General features: G+C 43.4%; 17 protein-coding genes. 9 read left to right on the top strand and 8 right to left on the bottom strand.

From position 1 onward, the window contains the following. Positions 1–227: 227 nt before the first annotated feature. Positions 228–1,862 carry a chaperonin GroEL gene (gene groL, locus NLP_RS07735; protein ID WP_104905887.1) on the bottom strand — a complete coding sequence of 545 codons (1,635 nt, stop codon included), beginning with the start codon at positions 1,860–1,862 and terminating at the stop codon, positions 228–230. Between the two features lie 88 nt (positions 1,863–1,950). Next, positions 1,951–2,262 carry a co-chaperone GroES gene (gene groES, locus NLP_RS07730; protein WP_094348596.1) on the bottom strand — a complete coding sequence of 104 codons (312 nt, stop codon included), beginning with the start codon at positions 2,260–2,262 and terminating at the stop codon, positions 1,951–1,953. Positions 2,263–2,768: 506 nt separating this feature from the next. Here groES and NLP_RS34750 point away from each other — a divergent pair. Continuing rightward, positions 2,769–3,044, top strand: a complete 276-nt coding sequence (locus NLP_RS34750) for a hypothetical protein (protein WP_234017245.1) — start codon at positions 2,769–2,771, stop codon at positions 3,042–3,044. 328 nt (positions 3,045–3,372) lie between these two features. Then, the gene (locus NLP_RS07720) at positions 3,373–4,050 is read left to right on the top strand and encodes a response regulator transcription factor (RefSeq protein ID WP_012407592.1); all 678 of its coding nucleotides are present in this window, start codon (positions 3,373–3,375) and stop codon (positions 4,048–4,050) included. Between the two features lie 83 nt (positions 4,051–4,133). Here the strand turns inward: NLP_RS07720 and NLP_RS07715 are convergent, their stop codons facing one another. Continuing rightward, positions 4,134–4,442: an NIL domain-containing protein gene (locus tag NLP_RS07715; RefSeq protein WP_104905886.1), complete on the bottom strand. Its 309-nt coding sequence runs from the start codon at positions 4,440–4,442 to the stop codon at positions 4,134–4,136. 348 nt (positions 4,443–4,790) lie between these two features. Between NLP_RS07715 and NLP_RS07710 the strand changes: the two genes are divergently transcribed. Then, positions 4,791–4,988, top strand: a complete 198-nt coding sequence (locus NLP_RS07710) for a hypothetical protein (protein ID WP_104905885.1) — start codon at positions 4,791–4,793, stop codon at positions 4,986–4,988. 141 nt (positions 4,989–5,129) lie between these two features. Here NLP_RS07710 and asnS read toward each other — a convergent pair whose 3' ends face one another. Together asnS and NLP_RS07700 are read right to left on the bottom strand one after the other, a co-directional pair. Further along, positions 5,130–6,521 carry an asparagine--tRNA ligase gene (asnS, locus tag NLP_RS07705; protein WP_104905884.1) on the bottom strand — a complete coding sequence of 464 codons (1,392 nt, stop codon included), beginning with the start codon at positions 6,519–6,521 and terminating at the stop codon, positions 5,130–5,132. A 2-nt stretch (positions 6,522–6,523) separates the two neighbouring features. Then, positions 6,524–6,886, bottom strand: a complete 363-nt coding sequence (locus NLP_RS07700) for a hypothetical protein (protein ID WP_104905883.1) — start codon at positions 6,884–6,886, stop codon at positions 6,524–6,526. Positions 6,887–7,014: 128 nt separating this feature from the next. Here NLP_RS07700 and NLP_RS07695 point away from each other — a divergent pair, with 128 nt between their 5' ends. Beyond that, the gene (locus NLP_RS07695; protein ID WP_104905882.1) at positions 7,015–7,290 is read left to right on the top strand and encodes a DUF6439 family protein; all 276 of its coding nucleotides are present in this window, start codon (positions 7,015–7,017) and stop codon (positions 7,288–7,290) included. A 68-nt stretch (positions 7,291–7,358) separates the two neighbouring features. Here NLP_RS07695 and NLP_RS07690 read toward each other — a convergent pair whose 3' ends face one another. After that, positions 7,359–7,808 carry an ATP-binding protein gene (locus NLP_RS07690; RefSeq protein WP_094348589.1) on the bottom strand — a complete coding sequence of 150 codons (450 nt, stop codon included), beginning with the start codon at positions 7,806–7,808 and terminating at the stop codon, positions 7,359–7,361. 390 nt (positions 7,809–8,198) lie between these two features. Next, entirely contained in the window at positions 8,199–9,605 is a 1,407-nt protein-coding gene (gene rlmD, locus NLP_RS07685; RefSeq protein WP_104905881.1) for a 23S rRNA (uracil(1939)-C(5))-methyltransferase RlmD, read from the bottom strand. 191 nt (positions 9,606–9,796) lie between these two features. Here rlmD and NLP_RS07680 point away from each other — a divergent pair, with 191 nt between their 5' ends. The 5 genes from NLP_RS07680 (at position 9,797) to purF (ending at position 16,221) form a co-directional block, all read left to right on the top strand. Next, positions 9,797–10,282: an allophycocyanin subunit alpha-B gene (locus tag NLP_RS07680; RefSeq protein ID WP_104905880.1), complete on the top strand. Its 486-nt coding sequence runs from the start codon at positions 9,797–9,799 to the stop codon at positions 10,280–10,282. Positions 10,283–11,202: 920 nt separating this feature from the next. Then, positions 11,203–11,517 (top strand): hypothetical protein, encoded by a 315-nt coding sequence (locus NLP_RS07675; RefSeq protein ID WP_104905879.1) that lies wholly within the window; start codon positions 11,203–11,205, stop codon positions 11,515–11,517. Further along, on the top strand, positions 11,504–11,896 hold the full coding sequence (locus NLP_RS07670) for a type II toxin-antitoxin system death-on-curing family toxin (protein ID WP_104905878.1): 393 nt from the start codon (positions 11,504–11,506) through the stop codon (positions 11,894–11,896). The genes NLP_RS07675 and NLP_RS07670 overlap by 14 nt, the downstream gene beginning before the upstream one ends. A gap of 43 nt (positions 11,897–11,939) precedes the next feature. Beyond that, positions 11,940–14,333, top strand: coding sequence for a phosphoribosylformylglycinamidine synthase subunit PurL (gene purL / locus NLP_RS07665; protein WP_104905877.1), 2,394 nt, complete (start codon positions 11,940–11,942; stop codon positions 14,331–14,333). A gap of 388 nt (positions 14,334–14,721) precedes the next feature. Next, the gene (purF, locus tag NLP_RS07660; protein WP_104905876.1) at positions 14,722–16,221 is read left to right on the top strand and encodes an amidophosphoribosyltransferase; all 1,500 of its coding nucleotides are present in this window, start codon (positions 14,722–14,724) and stop codon (positions 16,219–16,221) included. A 73-nt stretch (positions 16,222–16,294) separates the two neighbouring features. Here the strand turns inward: purF and lysS are convergent, their stop codons facing one another. Further along, positions 16,295–17,833: a lysine--tRNA ligase gene (lysS, locus tag NLP_RS07655; RefSeq protein WP_104905875.1), complete on the bottom strand. Its 1,539-nt coding sequence runs from the start codon at positions 17,831–17,833 to the stop codon at positions 16,295–16,297. Between the last annotated feature and the right edge of the window lie 217 nt (positions 17,834–18,050).

The following is an 18,050-nucleotide window of genomic DNA, read 5'->3' as shown; positions in this document are numbered from 1 at the left end:
GCCTGTGTTTATAAGATGTAATTCATGGTGAATGTCATTAGATTATCCCTATTATAACTGTGATTTTTATACTTTTTATTCACTAACAGAATATTTGTACTACTATTTCTTTTTTGTGCCCTTTGTGTTCTAGCCTACGGCAACGGTTTCACCAAATGCTGTTCAAACAAAAACAGCCGCCTCCACAAGGGAAGCAGCTGTTTTACAAATTATGTAACTACAAAGTATTAGTAATCGAAGTCACCGCCGCCAGCGCCAGCGCCAGCAGGAGCGCCATCCTTAGGCTCAGGCTTGTCAACTATAATACATTCGGTTGTCAACACCATACCAGCGATGGAAGCAGCGTTTTGCAGAGCAGAACGAGTTACTTTAGCAGGGTCAACAATACCAGCAGCTAACAAATCGACGAATTCGTTTGTTGCAGCGTTGTAGCCAACACTAAATTCTTTCTCTTTCACGCGTTCAGCAATCACAGCACCATTCTGACCGGCGTTTTCAGCAATCCGCTTCAGAGGGGCAGGTAAGGCGCGAACCACAATCAAAGCACCAATCAACTCTTCATCCTTAAGATTGCTCTTTGCCCAAGTTTCCAAATCGGGAGCGAGGTGAGCTAGAGTTGTACCACCGCCAGGAACGATACCTTCTTCCACAGCAGCTTTGGTGGCGTTGATAGCGTCTTCTAGGCGCAGTTTCTTGTCTTTCATTTCGGTTTCGGTCGCTGCACCTACTTTCACTACAGCGACACCACCAGAGAGTTTAGCAAGACGCTCTTGCAGTTTCTCTTTGTCGTAAGAAGATTCGGTTTCATCGATTTGGCGACGAATCTGTTCGACACGAGCCTTAACAGCAGCTTCGTTACCTTCGGCAACAATTGTAGTGCTGTCCTTGGTGATTGTGATGCGGCGAGCTTTACCCAGGCTATCCAGCTTGGTGTTATCTAGCTTCAAACCAGCATCTTCAGTAACTAGTTGACCACCAGTTAAAACCGCGATGTCTTCTAGTAGTGCTTTGCGGCGATCGCCAAAACCAGGAGCCTTAACAGCAGCCACGTTGAGTACACCGCGTAAACGGTTTACCACTAAGGTTGCCAAAGCTTCTTTTTCAATATCTTCGGCGATAATTACCAAAGGACGACCAGCACGAGCTACTTGCTCTAACACTGGTACAAGGTCTTGTACCAAAGCGATTTTCTTATCGGTCAGGAGTAGAAAAGGCTCATCAAAAACCGCTTCCATCCGTTCAGCATCGGTAGCGAAATAAGGAGAGATGTAGCCTTTGTCAAAGCGCATCCCTTCAGTGATTTCCAACTCGGTGAACATAGATTTCCCTTCTTCTAGGGAAATTACGCCTTCCTTGCCCACCTTGTCCATTGCTTGGGCAATCATCTGACCAACTTCTTCGTCATTACCAGCCGAGATTGCACCAACTTGGGCAATGGCTTTGGAATCTTCCACTGGACGAGCGTGTTCTTTGATTTTGTCTACGAGGAAGGCAGTAGCTTTGTCAATACCACGCTTGAGGGAAATTGCATTAGCACCAGCTGCAACGTTCCGCAAGCCTTCTTTGACGATCGCATGAGCTAAAACGGTAGCGGTGGTAGTACCATCGCCCGCAGCATCATTGGTCTTAGAAGCAGCTTGACGAATCAGAGCTACGCCAGTGTTTTCAATGTGGTCTTCTAATTCGATTTCTTTAGCGATCGTTACACCGTCATTGACGATTTGCGGTGCGCCAAATTTCTTTTCTAGGACTACGTTACGACCTTTGGGACCAAGGGTAACAGCTACAGCCTCAGCCAAGATGTCAATGCCTCGTTCTAAGGCGCGACGGGCGTTTTCGTTGTAGATAATGCGCTTTGCCATATTATTTGTCCTTTGTCTTTTGTCTTTTGTTTTTTGTCTTTTGTCTTTTGTCATTGGCTAATGACTAATGACCAGTGACTAATGACAATTAGATAACAACTGCTAAAATATCTTTTTCAGAAAGCAGTACATATTCTTCAGTGCCGAGCTTGATGTCAGTGCCAGCGTACTTAGAGTACAGCACCTTATCCCCGACTTTAATTTCCAATTCCTGACGGTTTCCATCGTCATTACGCTTGCCAGGACCAAGGGCCACTACTTCCCCTACTTGGGGCTTTTCCTTGGCGGTATCGGGCAAATACAGACCACCTGCGGTTTTTTCCTCAGAGGCGCTCACTTTTACGAAAACGCGATCGCCTAAAGGTTTAACTGTAGAAACGCTTAAAGATAAAGCTGCCATAATTATTTTCTCCAGTTTAGCACTCTCAACTCCTGAGTGCTAATTTACCGAAAAGTAGCGTCCAATGGCAAGAATCCCTTGAGTACGGGTTCCCGAACTAGAGGGTCATAGATGTACTCAAGTATAAATGCTTAATTATTTATACCTTGCGGGTTTTGTTCCGTAAGTTACGAAGAGATTAGGGAGTGGGCAGTGGAGAGTAGGGAGTTAGGAGTTAAGAGTTTCCCTATTCTCCATTCCCTACTCCCTAGTCAACTTTATTTGCCAAGCTTGTAAATTGTTATAGAACTGTAATCAGGGAGCCGCTCGATGAGTAACAATATAATGACAGCGATCCAGTCCAGGCATCAAATTCCCAAAAACACTAAGTCTTGGGAACATAAGACCCTAAGTAATTGTGTAGAAAATTTAGGACTTGTAAAAATTCAGGGACACATTTTTATTTGCGCTGACCAGACAATTGCCGCTCAAAACGAGCTAGTCTGGAATTCTAGGATTACTTAAAAATGCGACTTCAAGAGTTAAAACTTGAGAAGCCGCAACAGAGTTATCCCATTTCCGTCTATAAAACTAAACCCAACTGCTTGCGTGTTTGTTGTTCTAGACCCATAATGGTGGTTTACCCTGATGGTGTCTGGTATCGCCAAGCAAACCCGGAAGTTACCCTACGGATTATCCGAGAACGCTTAATAGGCATAATGGCGGTTGAAGAATATGCGTTTTCAATCCATCTTTTGCCAGAAACTTCCCTAGTTTCTTGTGAACACCTCATAGAGGTTTAACAATCAAAGGATATGGTATAGCAGTAAGCTTTAAGAAAGTGCGGGTTGGTTTTGAGGTAGGGTCATCTTTAAGCCAATACTTACTTGTAAGTCCGAAAGATTATTATTTAATCAGTGTTTTTTACCCCGCCCCTTTCAAAGCGATATATAATAGCGCATTATAGATACTACTGCTATACGTATCCTTGCTGGACTTTTGCTATCGAGCTACTAGTCTATTGAAAGTGCTCGGCATTTTTGAGACTTCGAGACAGCAAAGGCAAGTTAAGTAGGAAAAAGGACAACATCTCGAATAACCCACCATAGAGGATAAATATTCAAGACTTTGATGGACCGAAGCGCGACAAGTGCCACTGCTATGAAAGAGCCCAGCATGAAAGATCACAAACGACTTCTATTGATTGATGATGACCCTAACCTCATCTTGCTGGTGAAGGATTACTTAGAATTCCGGGGATATGAAGTCATCACCGCTGAGAATGGACGTGAAGCTCTGGAAATTTTAGAGCAAGATGTTCCAGACATGATCATCTGCGATGTGATGATGCCGGAAATGGACGGATATACTTTTGTGGAACAAGTCCGGCAAAACGAACGCACCAGCTGGATTCCGGTTCTTTTCCTTTCAGCTAAGGGACAAAGTGCAGACCGAGTTAAAGGTCTGAACAAAGGTGCTGATGTTTATATGGTCAAGCCCTTTGAACCAGAAGAACTCGTAGCGCAAGTTGAATCCTCGCTGAAACAAACTATCCGTTGGAAAGAACACCAAGCAAAAGGAGGCGAAAACGGTTCCCGTATCCAGGTTCCCTTCGATGTGCAATTAACCCCAACCGAACTGAAAGTAGTCCAGTTTGTCGCTAGGGGTTTAGCTAACCGTGAAATTGCTGAAGAACTAAATGTTAGTCAGCGCACGGTTGAAAGCCATGTGTCCAATATGTTAGGTAAAACCAATCTCCACAACCGCACTGAACTAGCGCGGTGGGCGATTGAAAATCAAATGGCTTAAACAAAGTTAAGAGTTAAAAGTTATGAGTTATGAGTTATGAATTTTTTAACTTCTAACTCTTAACTCCTAACTCCTAACTAAATCTACCAGCCATCTTCTTCAGGGCTGGACTGGTGCAAAACTTCTAAATCCAGTTCATCCAGGTAAGTTAAGGCGCTTTCAATCTGGGAAACAGTGCCCCGTAGTTCCAGATCGAAGCAGCTATATTGTGGCACGTTTGCGCTTACCTGAGCATCAGCAATAATGATTGTAATGCCATAGTGAGAAACCAGTCGTGAAATGACTGGTTTCTCATGCAAGTCTTTAGGAATGCGAACTTGGATACGAGTTTGGGTGCGTCTATTATCTAAAATATCAGTATTAGATTTTACTTGTTTATTTGGAATTGCCATTGTAGCTTCCTATTCGATTTCTGGAATGAGGGTTATGCTTTTCACAATTTCTTTTAACACTAGCGCCACTTAATCCCACGCAGGCAAGCAAGAAAGTATTTGCCTTTGCAAACCATTAATCTAGATATAGTAAATGTGAAGAATTGCTCATAATTCGGCAGTTATGAGGCTAATTGTTATTCTCTGGCGGTTTATCAAGCAATTTGAATATAGCCAATAAATTAGGGTTACAACAATTGTTGTAACCCTAATTTATTATGTATGAAATTTAATACTGAAGTGATAACCGCTATATATGTTACTTTGTCAAAGTTTTAGGGAACTCTATTAATAGAACCTTATGAGATTATGCGTGAATCAGTCATTTATCAACAAATCCTAGAAGAAGGCGAAGTTAAAGGCGAAGCTAAAGGCAAAGCAGAAACAACAAGAAAGTTGGCTTTAAATTTGTTGCGAATTGGAATGAGTTTAGAGCAAATTGCTCAAGTTACTGAATTATCTATTGAGCAAGTTCAAGTTTTACAAGAGGAGATTCAAAAATCTTAATTTTAACTAATCGCTTTATAAAGTATGCGACCATACAAGCAAAACCCGCATTCGCGGGTTTCAAAGTTTTTATTAGTCTGCCTAGACAGACTTGGTTTGTGTAGACGCGATTTTTAATGGTCTGGTTTTCAAATTCTCAAACTAAAACTCAGCGCTTTGCGGTGTACGCGGAAACGGAATCACATCGCGGATATTTCCCATCCCCGTCATGAATTGCACGAGTCGTTCAAAACCCAATCCAAAACCCGCATGAGGAACACTGCCATAACGACGTAAATCAAGATACCACCACAAGTCTTCTGGCTTTAATCCTTGCGCTAAGACACGACGCTCTAATACTTCTAGGCGTTCTTCGCGCTGGGAACCGCCGACAATTTCGCCAATTTTCGGTGCAAGAATATCCATTGCGCGGACGGTTTTTTCATCGTCGTTCAAACGCATATAAAAAGCTTTGATTTGCGCTGGATAATCTGTGACGATCGCAGGCTTTTTAAATAATTGTTCAGCTAAGTAGCGTTCGTGTTCTGATTGTAAATCTAAACCCCAACTCACGGGATATTCAAATTTAACATCAGCTTTTTCTAAAAGTTTGATGGCTTCTGTATAAGTTAAGCGTTCAAACTGATTATTAATAATATTTTCGGCTGTGGACAACACAGATTTATCAATGCGTTCATTGAAAAATTCCATATCTTCTGGGCAAGTTTCCAACACATATTTAAAAATGTGTTTGAGAAACGCCTCAGCTAAATCCATATCGTTTTCTAAGTCACAAAAAGCCATTTCTGGCTCAACCATCCAAAATTCTGCTAGGTGGCGCGAGGTGTTGGAATTTTCTGCACGGAAGGTAGGACCAAATGTGTAGACGTTGCTAAACGCCATCGCCATAACTTCCGCTTCCAACTGACCGCTAACTGTTAAATATGTAGGTTTAGCAAAAAAGTCTTGGCTGTAATCTACTGCTTGGTTTTCTGTGCGGGGAATATTTTTTAAATCTAAACTGGTAACGCTAAACAGTTCACCCGCGCCTTCGCAATCGCTAGCAGTGATGATGGGTGTGTGTACCCACAAAAAGCCTCTTTCTTGAAAAAATTGGTGAATTGCTGCTGAACAAGCATTTCTGACGCGAAAAACTGCACCAAAGGAATTGGTACGCGATCGCAAATGTCCAATGGTTCGCAGAAACTCAAAGGAATGGCGTTTTTTTTGCAGGGGATATGTATCGGGATCAGCTTCTCCGTAAACTTTCACCGTCTCGGCTTTCAACTCAATTCGCTGTCCTTTACCCAGAGAAGCCACTAATACCCCTGTCGCCTCGACAGCAGTACCCGTATTCAATTTTTTCAATATAGCTTCATAATCTGGCAAATCCTGATTAATCACGACTTGCAAATTAGCTAGTGATGAGCCGTCATTGACTTCAATAAAAGCAAACCCTTTGGACTCGCGCTTTGTCCGCACCCAGCCTTGCACTTGGAGGGACTCATCAGGTTGGCCACTTCGCAATATTTCTGCAATCCGTCGATTTACCATATTTATCCAGCATAAGACTTTAATATCCAGCCTATGATAACGCCCATTCCACCAAAGCGGACGACTTGCCAGAAAGGTTTTTTGAGGCTACGCCAAGAAAATAACTGACTTTCTAAGTTTAGTTCTAGCATTTCCAACTGCTGTTGAATTTGCCTTAACTCTGCTTTGATTTCTGGTGTCTGAGATTTATTGTGCTTTAGTTGATCGCGGCGCTGTTGCCATTGTGCCTGTTGTTGCCGATCGCGCTGTACTTGCTCATACCGTTCTCTCAAGGATAGGAGCGATCGCTCTACTTCTTCTAGTTCTTGTTCAAAATCTGGTTCGGGAGTTTCCCCTGGCGATTGTGATTGTTTAGACGGCTTCATGTACAAATAGTAAACTAAGATTAAATGCGACCTGCCAATAGTCAAAATTAAAACTACGAGTTTTTGACTCAGCACTCAGCACTCATCACGGGCTAAACGCCCCACTATCGCTAACAGCACTCATAATTATGTCTCAATCTACTCAGCTGCCTAAAACCAGTCAACTGAATGAACTTACTACTCTGGAACTAGCTCAAGCCCTTATGGAAAGGCTGACTATTTCCCCTAACGATTGGCATCGCCTCAAGTCTAACCGCAATTCCCGCGCTAATGAACAAGTGGCAGCAGCGATTGTGTATCTTTTAAAGAATCAGCCAGAAGAAGCTCAAGCTAGATTACAACAGGCAGTTGGTTGGTTAGATCGCTCTATTTCTGCCCCTCCCTGTCCGACTCACGGCAAGTAGGGAATAGGGAGTAGAGAAAAAATCAATCAACTAATAGCTTTTCCCACTCCCCACTCCCTACTCCCTTTTTATCGTCGCAGAGATAATCCCCGGCGATTTTCCATTTGTTTACAAAGCCTCAATTCTGTGCCTTTACGGTTCCACTCTACCTGATCAAAAATTTGATGCAGAAGACATAAACCACGACCATTTTCTGATTCATCTGGTGGAAGATAGTCTGTTGGTTCTTCATTACTAGTAGATGAAGGAGTAAAGCCACTACCCTGGTCTGATATTATCCACCAATATTGATTATCGATTACGGAAAAACGAACTACAACTGTTTTACTCGGATCGAGATTATTACCATGTTTAGCTGCGTTGACTAGGGCCTCTTGAAGTCCTAGCCGCAGTTCTGCTTGTAATCTTGCTGGAATTTCTGCCAACAATAAGTCTAATATGGGACAAAGGTAGAGGGTTGAGGCAAAACTAATAGTGCCCCAATAACGTCCAACTGGACGGAGTGAAATAGTAATCACAAGAGAAACCCCATAGCTTTCAGTTAGCTAGACATCAGTTTGCTATTACAGTCACCCTGATAAAACTTGAGGTGGTCATGCTGCCTTCAAACTTGCGTCTTTAAAACTAAATTTTGAAAATGCTAGGGAGCATTGGTTTTATAGTCTGAATTCGGATTGTTTCGGTATATATCGGCTGGAATAAATTTGATAATCAGGTCAGCAAATTAAAAATATGCTGTTAATTTTAGAGAGTATTGGCATACTCTAATTAGTTACCGATTTATAATTCACACAATCTTCTTCATGTTTTTAATAACCTATGCTACTTGAATTTATTTAAACAAAAGGAATTTTTATTTTTCGCTTAATTCAATTTTAGCATCTTTAGTATGCACTAGACTAAAAATTTCAAATTTCAGTTTTTTTGAAGGAATTACTACCCTTGTCAAAATGTGATAGCACAAGAAAGGCGGCAGTTTCAACATGAGCAGTTTGAGGAAAAAAATCAGCAGGTTGTACCCGTGTAATGGTATATTGCCCATCTTGACAAAGCAATTTCAGGTCGCGGGCGAGGGTAGCTACTTTACAGCTGACGTAAACGATCCGATATGGTTTCAATTGCCGTAAAGTATCTATGACTGCGCGATCGCACCCCTTACGTGGCGGATCGAGTATTACTACTTCTGGTATTGTGCCCATTTGGGGAAGCAATTTCTCTACTGCCCCGACTTGGAATGTCACATTATCAATTCCGTTGCGGTGGGCATTCAAAATAGCTTGTTCTACTGCTGCTGGTTGCACTTCTAATCCTGTAGCAATACGAACTTTTTTGGCGAGGGGTAAAGTTAAAGTCCCTATACCACAGTAGGCATCAACCAGGAACTCATGCCCTTGAAGATTGAGTTCTGATTGAATTACCTGCAATAGAGCCTCTGCCGTTTCTGTATATACTTGGAAAAATGTATCTGGGCGTACTTGAAATTCCAGTCCAGCAAAATATTCACGCAGCTGGGGTACTCCAGCGATGCAACGGGTTTCTGATCCAAAGATAGCATTTGTGCGATCGCTATTGCGATTGAGCGACACTCCTACTAACTGCGGATAACGCTTTAACCATTCCTGGGCTTGGGTTTCAATTCCTGATAAATTCCAGTCCTTCACCACGAAAGTCAGCAACATTTCCCCTGTGTGTCGGCCAATGCGTAAACCAAGATGGCGAATTTGTCCAAGATGGCGCTGTTCGTCATAGATTCGCCAACCTCGTTGTTGAATATCCTGCTTAACTTCGGCAAGTAAGGGATTTAATCGCGCATCTTGGACTGGACATTGATTTAAATTAATTAATTGGTGACTACCTTTTTGATAGTAACCAGCTTGTACCTGTCCTGTTGCCGATATACCCAAAGGATATGTAGATTTGTTACGGTAGCCGAAAGCAGAAGGGGCAGCAAGTACCGGATCTACTGGTGGTTGGATAAAACCGCCAAGGCGTTCCAAAGCTTGGATAACTTGATTTTGCTTGGCTGCTAGCTGGTAATCATAATTAATATGCTGCCACTGGCAACCACCGCACTTATCAGCCACAATACAACTGGGTCTGATCCGGTGGGCGGATGGTGATAATAGCTGTTGGAGCTTACCGTAGGCGTATTTAGGTTTAACATGAACCAAGCGGACAATGGCGCGATCGCCTGGGACAGTCTCTGGAACAAACACTACACGTTCATCAGCACGTCCTACACCATCGCCTGTATCACTCAGATTAGCGATCGTCACTTCAATTAATTCACCCTGTTGCCAAATTATTTTAGTCATTGGTCATTAGTCATTGGTCATTAGTCATTGGTCATTGGTCATTTGTCATTTCCCCCACTCCCCACTCCCACTCCCTACTCCTCACTCTCCCCAAATAAATAAATTCAATACATAAGTAGCTCCTATCCCTTCACTTGTGTACCTCCGACTCGCTAAACTAACAGATAATATTTCAGGTGATTTCAATAATCATGACTGTAATTAGCCAAGTTATTTTCAAAGCCGACGACGAACTGCGTTATCCCAGCAGTGGCGAACTTAAAAATATCAAAGACTTTTTGCAAACCGGGGTACAACGGACGCGGATTGTGACTACCTTAGCCGAAAACGAAAAAAAGATAGTTCAGGAAGCAACCAAACAACTTTGGCAGAAGCGTCCTGACTTTATCTCCCCTGGAGGTAATGCTTACGGTGAACGCCAACGCTCTTTATGCATCCGTGATTTTGGCTGGTACTTACGCCTAATTACCTATGGTGTACTTGCCGGTGACATAGAGCCAATTGAAAAAATCGGTGTGATTGGTGTGCGGGAAATGTACAATTCATTGGGCGTTCCCGTGCCTGGAATGGTAGAAGCGATCAATTCCCTCAAAACAGCCTCCCTTAGCTTACTGAGTGCAGAAGACGCTGCCGAAGCAGCACCTTACTTTGATTACATCATTCAAGCGATGTCTTAATACAAAGTGTGTGCTGGTTCTAGGAATATACTTTCGATCTACTAGAGTGAGTGTGAGGTATTAGCACTCGATAGGCATAAAATCCCCAATTTGATCATACCTTCCCCACATTTGGTAGTGGCTGTGGCAAAATCTCTGTCAAGTTACCAACCAGTTGTGGGGAAATTTTATGGATATGGGTATGGGGCACTGAGTGCCTAGCATCCGTCTCGTAGAGAAGTATTGGGCATAGCTTCCCTGCGGGACGCTACGCGAACGGCTTCTCTACGAGACGCTGTTCGCGTTCGCTCGGCACAAGTCGCTCAGGGCAAGTGGGCATCTAACTAATGACTAATGACTAATGACTAATGACAAATACAAAAAACCGACAGTCCTTGATTAAGGCTGTCGGCTATTTAAGTGTGTTCCCTATTAATGACTCGGCTAGAGTTCAGTTGTCATTAATTATGCCTAGTTAGCGATCGCTGGGAGACGATCCTAATCATCGATATGTGTGATTCTCGTCACTTGATTGTTACATCTAAACTGCATATACCCGGATAATCTCTGAGTAGACACTAGATTCACGTAAGTAAAGGATCTAGAAATTTCACCAAGATTAAAAAATCAAGTTATCTTTAAAGATTAAAGCATTTGGTGTGGTATTGATCTTCATCTTGTCTACCTCATTGTCGGAATAATCCTGTTGAGTGCATTCTGAGGTTTTATTACCCCGCCATCCAAGAAACAAGTTTGCTTGTAAGAAAGGCTGCACAAGCATCTTCTGCCAATATTTACCAAGATGGAAATATAAGTATTTAGTTAGAGTTTAAATTGAAGAGCGATCGCGCCTCAATCTACAGGAAACACAATAGCGCGATAAGCTAGAGTTAGCAGCAGAAGTGGTTCACAACTGGTAAAAAACCTAGCTTGGGGTAACGATGGCAACAGAACAAAAGCACAGCAATTATTTATCAGAAGCTGAAAGCCGTTTGCGTAAACTTTCTCGTGAGAAGTTGCGAGTAGCAGTTGCAATTATTGCTTATCTACAAAAAATAGAAGAAAACGAAGCTAGTGAAAAAATATTATTAAATATTCCTGATTTTGCCAAATATTTGCGCGAAATTGCACAAAATGAAGACAAATTAGAAAATACTGCCTCAAATCACATTGCCTCAGATGAAGAAGTATGGCAGGCTTACTTAGCAGTTGAAAAAGAATGGGAAGAGGTATTCCTTAAGCTTGCAGACTCCTAAATTTCTTACTATTTCTCAAGTCTTAGATATTCACCAACGCCAAATTCAAAGATTTGGTGGAACATCAGGTATTAGAGACGAAGGTTTGCTAGATTCAGCACTGGCACAACCTCAAGCTACTTTTGGCGGTGAACTTCTCCATCCAACAATTCACGAACAAGTAGCAGCGTACCTTTATCATTTAGCAATGAACCATCCGTTTATTGATGGCAATAAGCGTACCGCTTTCGCTGTTATGCTTACTTTTTTGAACTTAAATGGCTACACTCTCAACCTATCTCAAGAGCAAGCTTACAACTTGGTGATTCAAGTAGTTCAGAAAGAAATATCCAAAGAAGAATTATCTGCATTTCTGGAAGTGTACTTACAGGGCAAGTAAATCGATAGAATAATGCTCTGTCCCCCCAAAGTGCATTACTTCCATGACTGCAACCTCAAAACCAGCCTTTTCCCCCCAAGAAATTGCTGCTGAAGGTCTTAAACCAGAAGAATACGCAGAAATTGTCCGTCGGCTCGGACGTCATCCTAACAAAGCTGAACTGGGAATGTTTGGCGTCATGTGGTCTGAGCATTGCTGTTATAAAAATTCTCGACCTCTACTCAAACAATTTCCCACCGATGGCCCCCATATCCTGGTGGGGCCTGGTGAAAATGCTGGTGTTGTAGACTTGGGTGATGGACTCCAACTAGCTTTTAAGATAGAATCTCACAACCATCCCTCAGCGGTGGAACCCTTTCAGGGAGCCGCAACGGGAGTAGGAGGTATTCTCAGAGATATTTTTACAATGGGTGCGCGTCCCATTGCCATATTAAACTCGCTGCGCTTTGGTTCCCTAAAAGATGCCAAAACCCAACGGCTATTCACTGGTGTCGTATCAGGAATCTCTCATTATGGTAACTGTGTGGGAGTACCCACCGTTGGTGGCGAAGTTTACTTTGACTCTGCTTACTCTGGTAATCCTCTGGTGAACGTTATGGCACTAGGATTGATGGAAACACCAGAAATCGTCAAATCTGGAGCATCTGGCTTAGGCAACCCCGTGCTGTATGTTGGTTCCACGACTGGGCGCGACGGCATGGGAGGCGCGAGTTTTGCTAGTGCAGAATTGAGCGATCAATCCATAGACGATCGCCCTGCTGTGCAAGTGGGCGATCCCTTTTTAGAAAAGTCGTTAATTGAAGCTTGTCTTGAGGCATTTAAGACGGGTGCAGTTGTCGCCGCCCAAGATATGGGAGCAGCGGGAATCACCTGTTCTACCTCAGAGATGGCAGCAAAAGGTGGTGTGGGAATTGAACTAGATTTAGATAACATTCCCGTCAGAGAAACGGGGATGGTTCCTTATGAATATCTGCTTTCGGAATCTCAAGAACGAATGCTGTTTGTTGCTCATAAAGGGCGTGAGCAAGAATTAATCGAAATTTTCCATCGGTGGGGACTTCAAGCCGTTGTTGCTGGGGCAGTCATCGCTGAACCGATTGTGCGGATTCTTTTTCAGGGTGAAGTAGCAGCAGAAATTCCCGCCGAGGCTTTGGCAGAGAATACCCCACTGTATAATCGGGAGTTATTGGCAGAAGCACCAGAATATGCGCGTCAAGCTTGGGAATGGACTGCTGATTCCTTACCTCCTTCTACAACTGCTGGAATAGAACTCCAAGGAAGACTGCAAAGTTGGAATGATATTCTCTTAACTTTGCTCGATACACCGACGATCGCTTCTAAAAATTGGGTATATCGTCAGTATGACCATCAAGTACAAAATAATACAGTCATGCTGCCAGGTGGTGCAGATGCAGCTGTTATCCGTTTGCGCCCCCTGGAAGAGGATAGGGGGCGGGGGAGCGGGGGGGCAGAGGAGCAGAGAAGAATTCCCGATGTCCAACGCGGTGTTGCTGCCACGGTAGATTGCAATCCTCGTTATGTTTTTCTTGACCCTTACGAAGGAGCTAAGGCAGTGGTGGCAGAAGCTGCACGCAATCTTAGCTGTGTGGGTGCAGAACCTATAGCAGTAACGGATAACTTGAATTTTGGCTCCCCAGAAAAACCCATTGGTTACTGGCAATTGGCAGAAGCTTGTCGCGGTTTGGCGGAAGGTTGCCGAGAATTGGCGACACCAGTCACGGGCGGAAATGTCTCTTTGTACAATGAAACTCTCGATTCTCAAGGCATCCCCCAACCCATTTATCCCACTCCTGTTGTCGGCATGGTGGGCTTGATTCCCGATATAACCAAAATTTGTGGGCAAGGTTGGCAAACATCCGGCGATGTGATTTATCTTCTCGGATTGCCTCTGACATCTAAAATCTGTTTGGGAGCATCTGAATATTTAGCCACTATCCACGGGACTGTTGCCGGAAAATCACCACAGGTAGATTTTGACTTGGAACGCCGCGTCCAGAAAGTTTGTCGTGAAGGAATTCGTAATGGTTGGGTACGTTCAGCCCACGATTCTGCTGAGGGGGGAGTGGCGATCGCTCTAGCCGAATGTTGTCTTGCTGGCAATCTTGGTGCCGAAATCAATTTAGAAATAGCATCAACACAGTTAAACCGCCTCGATGAAGTGTTGTTTGCCGAAGGTGGTGCCAGAATTTTAGTTTCTGTAGCATCAGCACAACAAGAAATTTGGGAATCATATTTACAGGAACATCTAGGTCAAGACTGGCAAAAACTCGGTGTAGTTGGTAATTTGGAGACGGGTTTGGGGGTTTTCACCACTGATAACCAAACCTTAATCAAAGTTAGTATAGAAGATATGAACGATCGCTATTTCCATGCGATCGCTAGACGTCTCACCATCCATACCAATACTCCCGAATAAGTTAAGAGTTGAAAGTGAGGAACTAGGAATAAAAAGCATAACTCCTTACTCCTAACTCTTCACTCTTTTACTAGCGTCTCTGAGCAAATTTACGGTACTGTTTTAATGGATGGTTAAAGATTTGTTAAGAACTCCGCAGCCATCCATATAATCCCAGTGACTGACTACCAATTTGAGATTTTAAATTTTAGATTTTGGACTTCGGCTACGCTCAGTCGAACGATTAGGGGCGTTGCTTCTAGTTCATATCTTGCTCTTACTGGGCAAAACAAATCTAAAATAGCCATTCTCAAATCCCAAGCCGCATCTTTACTACGGTGCGATCAATCCAAAATCGTCAATCTCAAATCCAAAATTGATTGACCCCCCCACCAGGAGCAAAGCTAGCATGATTTCTATTCATTCTGTCACTTCGGATGAATACCCCGACCAGACCAACAACCCAATCAATAGTCATGAAAATCAGCCTGACAAGCCAGAAGAAGCTTGTGGTGTTTTTGGCATCTACGCCCCAGGAGAAAACGTTGCTAAACTGACATACTTTGGATTGTATGCCCTTCAACATCGGGGTCAAGAATCAGCTGGTATTGCTACCTTTGAGGGAACACAAGTACATCTCCACAAAGATATGGGCTTGGTGTCTCAAGTTTTTAATGAATCTATCTTGGATCAATTGCCCGGTCGCCTTGCTGTTGGTCACACTCGTTATTCCACCACAGGTTCTAGCCGCAAAGTTAATGCCCAACCCGCAGTGCTAGAAACCCGTTTAGGTACATTAGCTCTTGCACATAATGGTAATTTAGTCAATACCGTGCAACTACGTCAAGAGTTGCTTGAGAATAAATGTAACTTAGTCACGACAACAGACTCAGAAATGATCGCTTTTGCGATCGCCGAAGCCATAGATACGGGCGCTGATTGGCTAGAAGGTGCAATTCAGGCATTTCACCGTTGCCAAGGAGCCTTTAGTTTAGTTATTGGTACTCCCGTCGGCGTTATGGGTGTCCGTGACCCCAATGGCATCCGTCCCTTAGTAATCGGCACTTTGGCTGGTAATCCAGTCCGTTACGTTTTGGCTTCCGAGACTTGTGGTTTAGACATTATTGGAGCCGAATACCTGCGAGATGTAGAACCAGGTGAATTAGTTTGGATCACTGAAGAAGGTTTAGCTTCTTATCATTGGAGCCAAAAATCCGAGCGGAAATTGTGTATCTTTGAGATGATTTACTTTGCTCGCCCTGATAGCGTCATGCACAACGAGAGTTTGTACAGCTATCGAATGCGATTAGGACACCAGCTAGCTAAAGAATCTGTTGTAGATGCCGATATTGTCTTTGGTGTTCCTGATTCTGGTATACCTGCTGCTATTGGATTTTCCCAAGTGTCTGGTGTCGCTTACGGCGAAGGACTGATTAAAAATCGCTATGTTGGGCGAACATTCATTCAACCAACCCAAATGATGCGGGAATCGGGTCTGCGGATGAAACTCAACCCCCTCAAAGATGTGTTGGCAGGGAAACGAGTGATTATTGTAGATGACTCGATTGTACGCGGTACTACCAGCCGTAAACTAGTCAAAACTTTGCGTGATGCAGGTGCAGTAGAAGTACACATGCGAATTTCTTCTCCGCCTGTAACTCATCCTTGCTTCTATGGCATCGATACCGATTCTCAGGATCAGCTGATTGCTGCTACCAAGTCAGTAGCAGAAATTGCCAAGCAACTGCAAGTAGACAGTCTCGCCTATCTCAGTTGGGAGGGAATGCTAGAAGCGACACGAGAAGACACCAATAGTTTCTGTTCTGCTTGCTTCACTGGAGATTATCCCGTAGTGATTCCTGAGCAAGTGAAACGTTCTAAGCTGATCTTAGAAAAAGTAGTGGTATAAGGACTGTGGGGATTAGGAAGATGAGGAGGAATTAAAATCTTCCCCAGTACCCAGTCCCTAGTCCCCGGTTCAATTACGAATTGTTACTACTGGCTTCATCTGGGGATGATTCTGATTTTTCTGGCTTGAGTAAAGGAAAGGCGATCGCATCCCGAATACTGGCACAATCGGTTAATAACATCACTAACCGATCGATCCCAATCCCTAAACCACCTGTAGGTGGCATACCATATTCCAAAGCTGTCAGAAAGTCTTCATCTACTCCTTGGGCTTCTAAGTCGCCAGCAGCTTTCCGCGCCGCTTGAGCTTCTAAGCGTTCTCTTTGATCGATGGGATCGGTAAGTTCTGAGAAGCTATTCCCAGTTTCTCGCCCGACTATAAATAACTCAAATCTTTCCACCAAACCAGGTACAGAACGGTGAGGTTTTGCTAGGGGCGAAATTTCTACAGGGTAATCAATTACAAAGGTAGGTTGAATTAAATTAGCTTCTACCTTCTCTTCAAAGGCTAAATTTAGTAACTTACCAATTGATTGGGCTTCATCTATACCAGGAATAGCAGCATTTTTGCTTGCTGTTTTTGCTTCTTCCAAACTTTGGAACGAATTAAAATCCAAGCCCGTAAATTCTTTAACTAAATCGTGCATTGTTACCCGTCGCCAAGGTGGTGTTAAATCTATCGGTTCCTCTTGGTAGGTGATTTCCAATGTGCCGAGTACCTCTTGGGCAACAGTGGTAATAATCCCTTCAGTCAACGCCATCATATCGTTGTAGTCGGCGTAGGCTTGGTAAATTTCAATCGTTGTAAATTCGGGATTATGTCGAGTCGAAATTCCCTCATTGCGGAAAACTCGCCCCAATTCAAATACCTTTTCAAAACCACCCACAATCAGCCGTTTGAGATGAAGTTCTGTAGCAATTCGCAGATACAACTCCATTTCTAAAGTGTTGTGGTAGGTGATAAATGGACGTGCATCTGCACCTCCAGTCTCACTTTGTAAAACCGGTGTTTCAATTTCCAGAAAATCCCGTTCTTCTAAATAGCGGCGAATACCAGCAGTAATTTGGGCGCGACGGCGGAAAGTTTGCCGCACTTCCGGGTTTACAATCAAGTCAACGTAGCGCTGACGATAGCGTTTGGCAACATCCGTTAATCCATGCCACTTGTCGGGTAGCGGCAACAGGGATTTAGTGAGGATAGTATATTGTTTAACGTAGACAGATAACTCGCCCTTTTCAGTCCGTTTAATAGTACCTTTGGCTCCGAGAATGTCGCCTGCATCTGTAAGTTGCTTCAGGTGATTGAAGGCGTCGGCATCAATATTTGCCATGCTTTCTTGGATGCGATTTTTATCGAGATAAAGCTGAATTGTACCGGTTTCATCTTGCAAAGTGAAGAAAGCCAATTTACCGAAAACGCGACGCGCCATAATGCGTCCGGCTATGGCAACTTCTAAATCAACTTCTTCCCCACTGGATAAATCGGCAAATTTTTCTTGCAATTGCGCTGCATGATGGGTAGATTCCCAACGATAGGCATAAGGATTAGTCCCTAGCTGCTTAAGTTGTTCTACTTTTTCCAGCCTCGCGGCTCGGATATCTTCTTCCGACATGGTAACGAACTAAATAGGGCAAGATTAATTATAGATGCTGCCAAATTTGAGAGTAAGGGATAATCGCCTAAAAGTGATGTCCGATGGCTAAAGGAAATACAATGACACAAACTAGTACAACATGGCGCAAATAAACATACCATTTCAAATGGCGCAAGAGCTTGGAATATAATTCTTTTGACTTTTGGCTTTTGACTTTTGACTTCCGCCTTGCGGT

The sequence above is a fragment of the Nostoc sp. 'Lobaria pulmonaria (5183) cyanobiont' genome, from assembly GCF_002949795.1.
Lineage (GTDB): Bacteria > Cyanobacteriota > Cyanobacteriia > Cyanobacteriales > Nostocaceae > Nostoc.
Note: the sequence above shows the minus strand (reverse complement) of the source record. Positions and strands in the feature narration are given on the sequence as shown.

What these genes read in the sequence shown, in the direction of transcription:
- NLP_RS07675 (WP_104905879.1), top strand. Translation starts at nt 11,203, where the DNA reads ATGGCAACAGAACAAAAGCACAGCAATTATTTATCAGAAGCTGAAAGC.
- purL (WP_104905877.1), top strand. Translation starts at nt 11,940, where the DNA reads ATGACTGCAACCTCAAAACCAGCCTTTTCCCCCCAAGAAATTGCTGCT.
- asnS (WP_104905884.1), bottom strand. Translation starts at nt 6,521, where the DNA reads ATGGTAAATCGACGGATTGCAGAAATATTGCGAAGTGGCCAACCTGAT.
- NLP_RS07710 (WP_104905885.1), top strand. Translation starts at nt 4,791, where the DNA reads ATGCGTGAATCAGTCATTTATCAACAAATCCTAGAAGAAGGCGAAGTT.
- NLP_RS07715 (WP_104905886.1), bottom strand. Translation starts at nt 4,442, where the DNA reads ATGGCAATTCCAAATAAACAAGTAAAATCTAATACTGATATTTTAGAT.
- groES (WP_094348596.1), bottom strand. Translation starts at nt 2,262, where the DNA reads ATGGCAGCTTTATCTTTAAGCGTTTCTACAGTTAAACCTTTAGGCGAT.
- rlmD (WP_104905881.1), bottom strand. Translation starts at nt 9,605, where the DNA reads ATGACTAAAATAATTTGGCAACAGGGTGAATTAATTGAAGTGACGATC.
- groL (WP_104905887.1), bottom strand. Translation starts at nt 1,862, where the DNA reads ATGGCAAAGCGCATTATCTACAACGAAAACGCCCGTCGCGCCTTAGAA.
- lysS (WP_104905875.1), bottom strand. Translation starts at nt 17,833, where the DNA reads ATGTCGGAAGAAGATATCCGAGCCGCGAGGCTGGAAAAAGTAGAACAA.
- NLP_RS07720 (WP_012407592.1), top strand. Translation starts at nt 3,373, where the DNA reads ATGGACCGAAGCGCGACAAGTGCCACTGCTATGAAAGAGCCCAGCATG.
- purF (WP_104905876.1), top strand. Translation starts at nt 14,722, where the DNA reads ATGATTTCTATTCATTCTGTCACTTCGGATGAATACCCCGACCAGACC.
- NLP_RS07680 (WP_104905880.1), top strand. Translation starts at nt 9,797, where the DNA reads ATGACTGTAATTAGCCAAGTTATTTTCAAAGCCGACGACGAACTGCGT.
- NLP_RS34750 (WP_234017245.1), top strand. Translation starts at nt 2,769, where the DNA reads ATGCGACTTCAAGAGTTAAAACTTGAGAAGCCGCAACAGAGTTATCCC.
- NLP_RS07700 (WP_104905883.1), bottom strand. Translation starts at nt 6,886, where the DNA reads ATGAAGCCGTCTAAACAATCACAATCGCCAGGGGAAACTCCCGAACCA.
- NLP_RS07695 (WP_104905882.1), top strand. Translation starts at nt 7,015, where the DNA reads ATGTCTCAATCTACTCAGCTGCCTAAAACCAGTCAACTGAATGAACTT.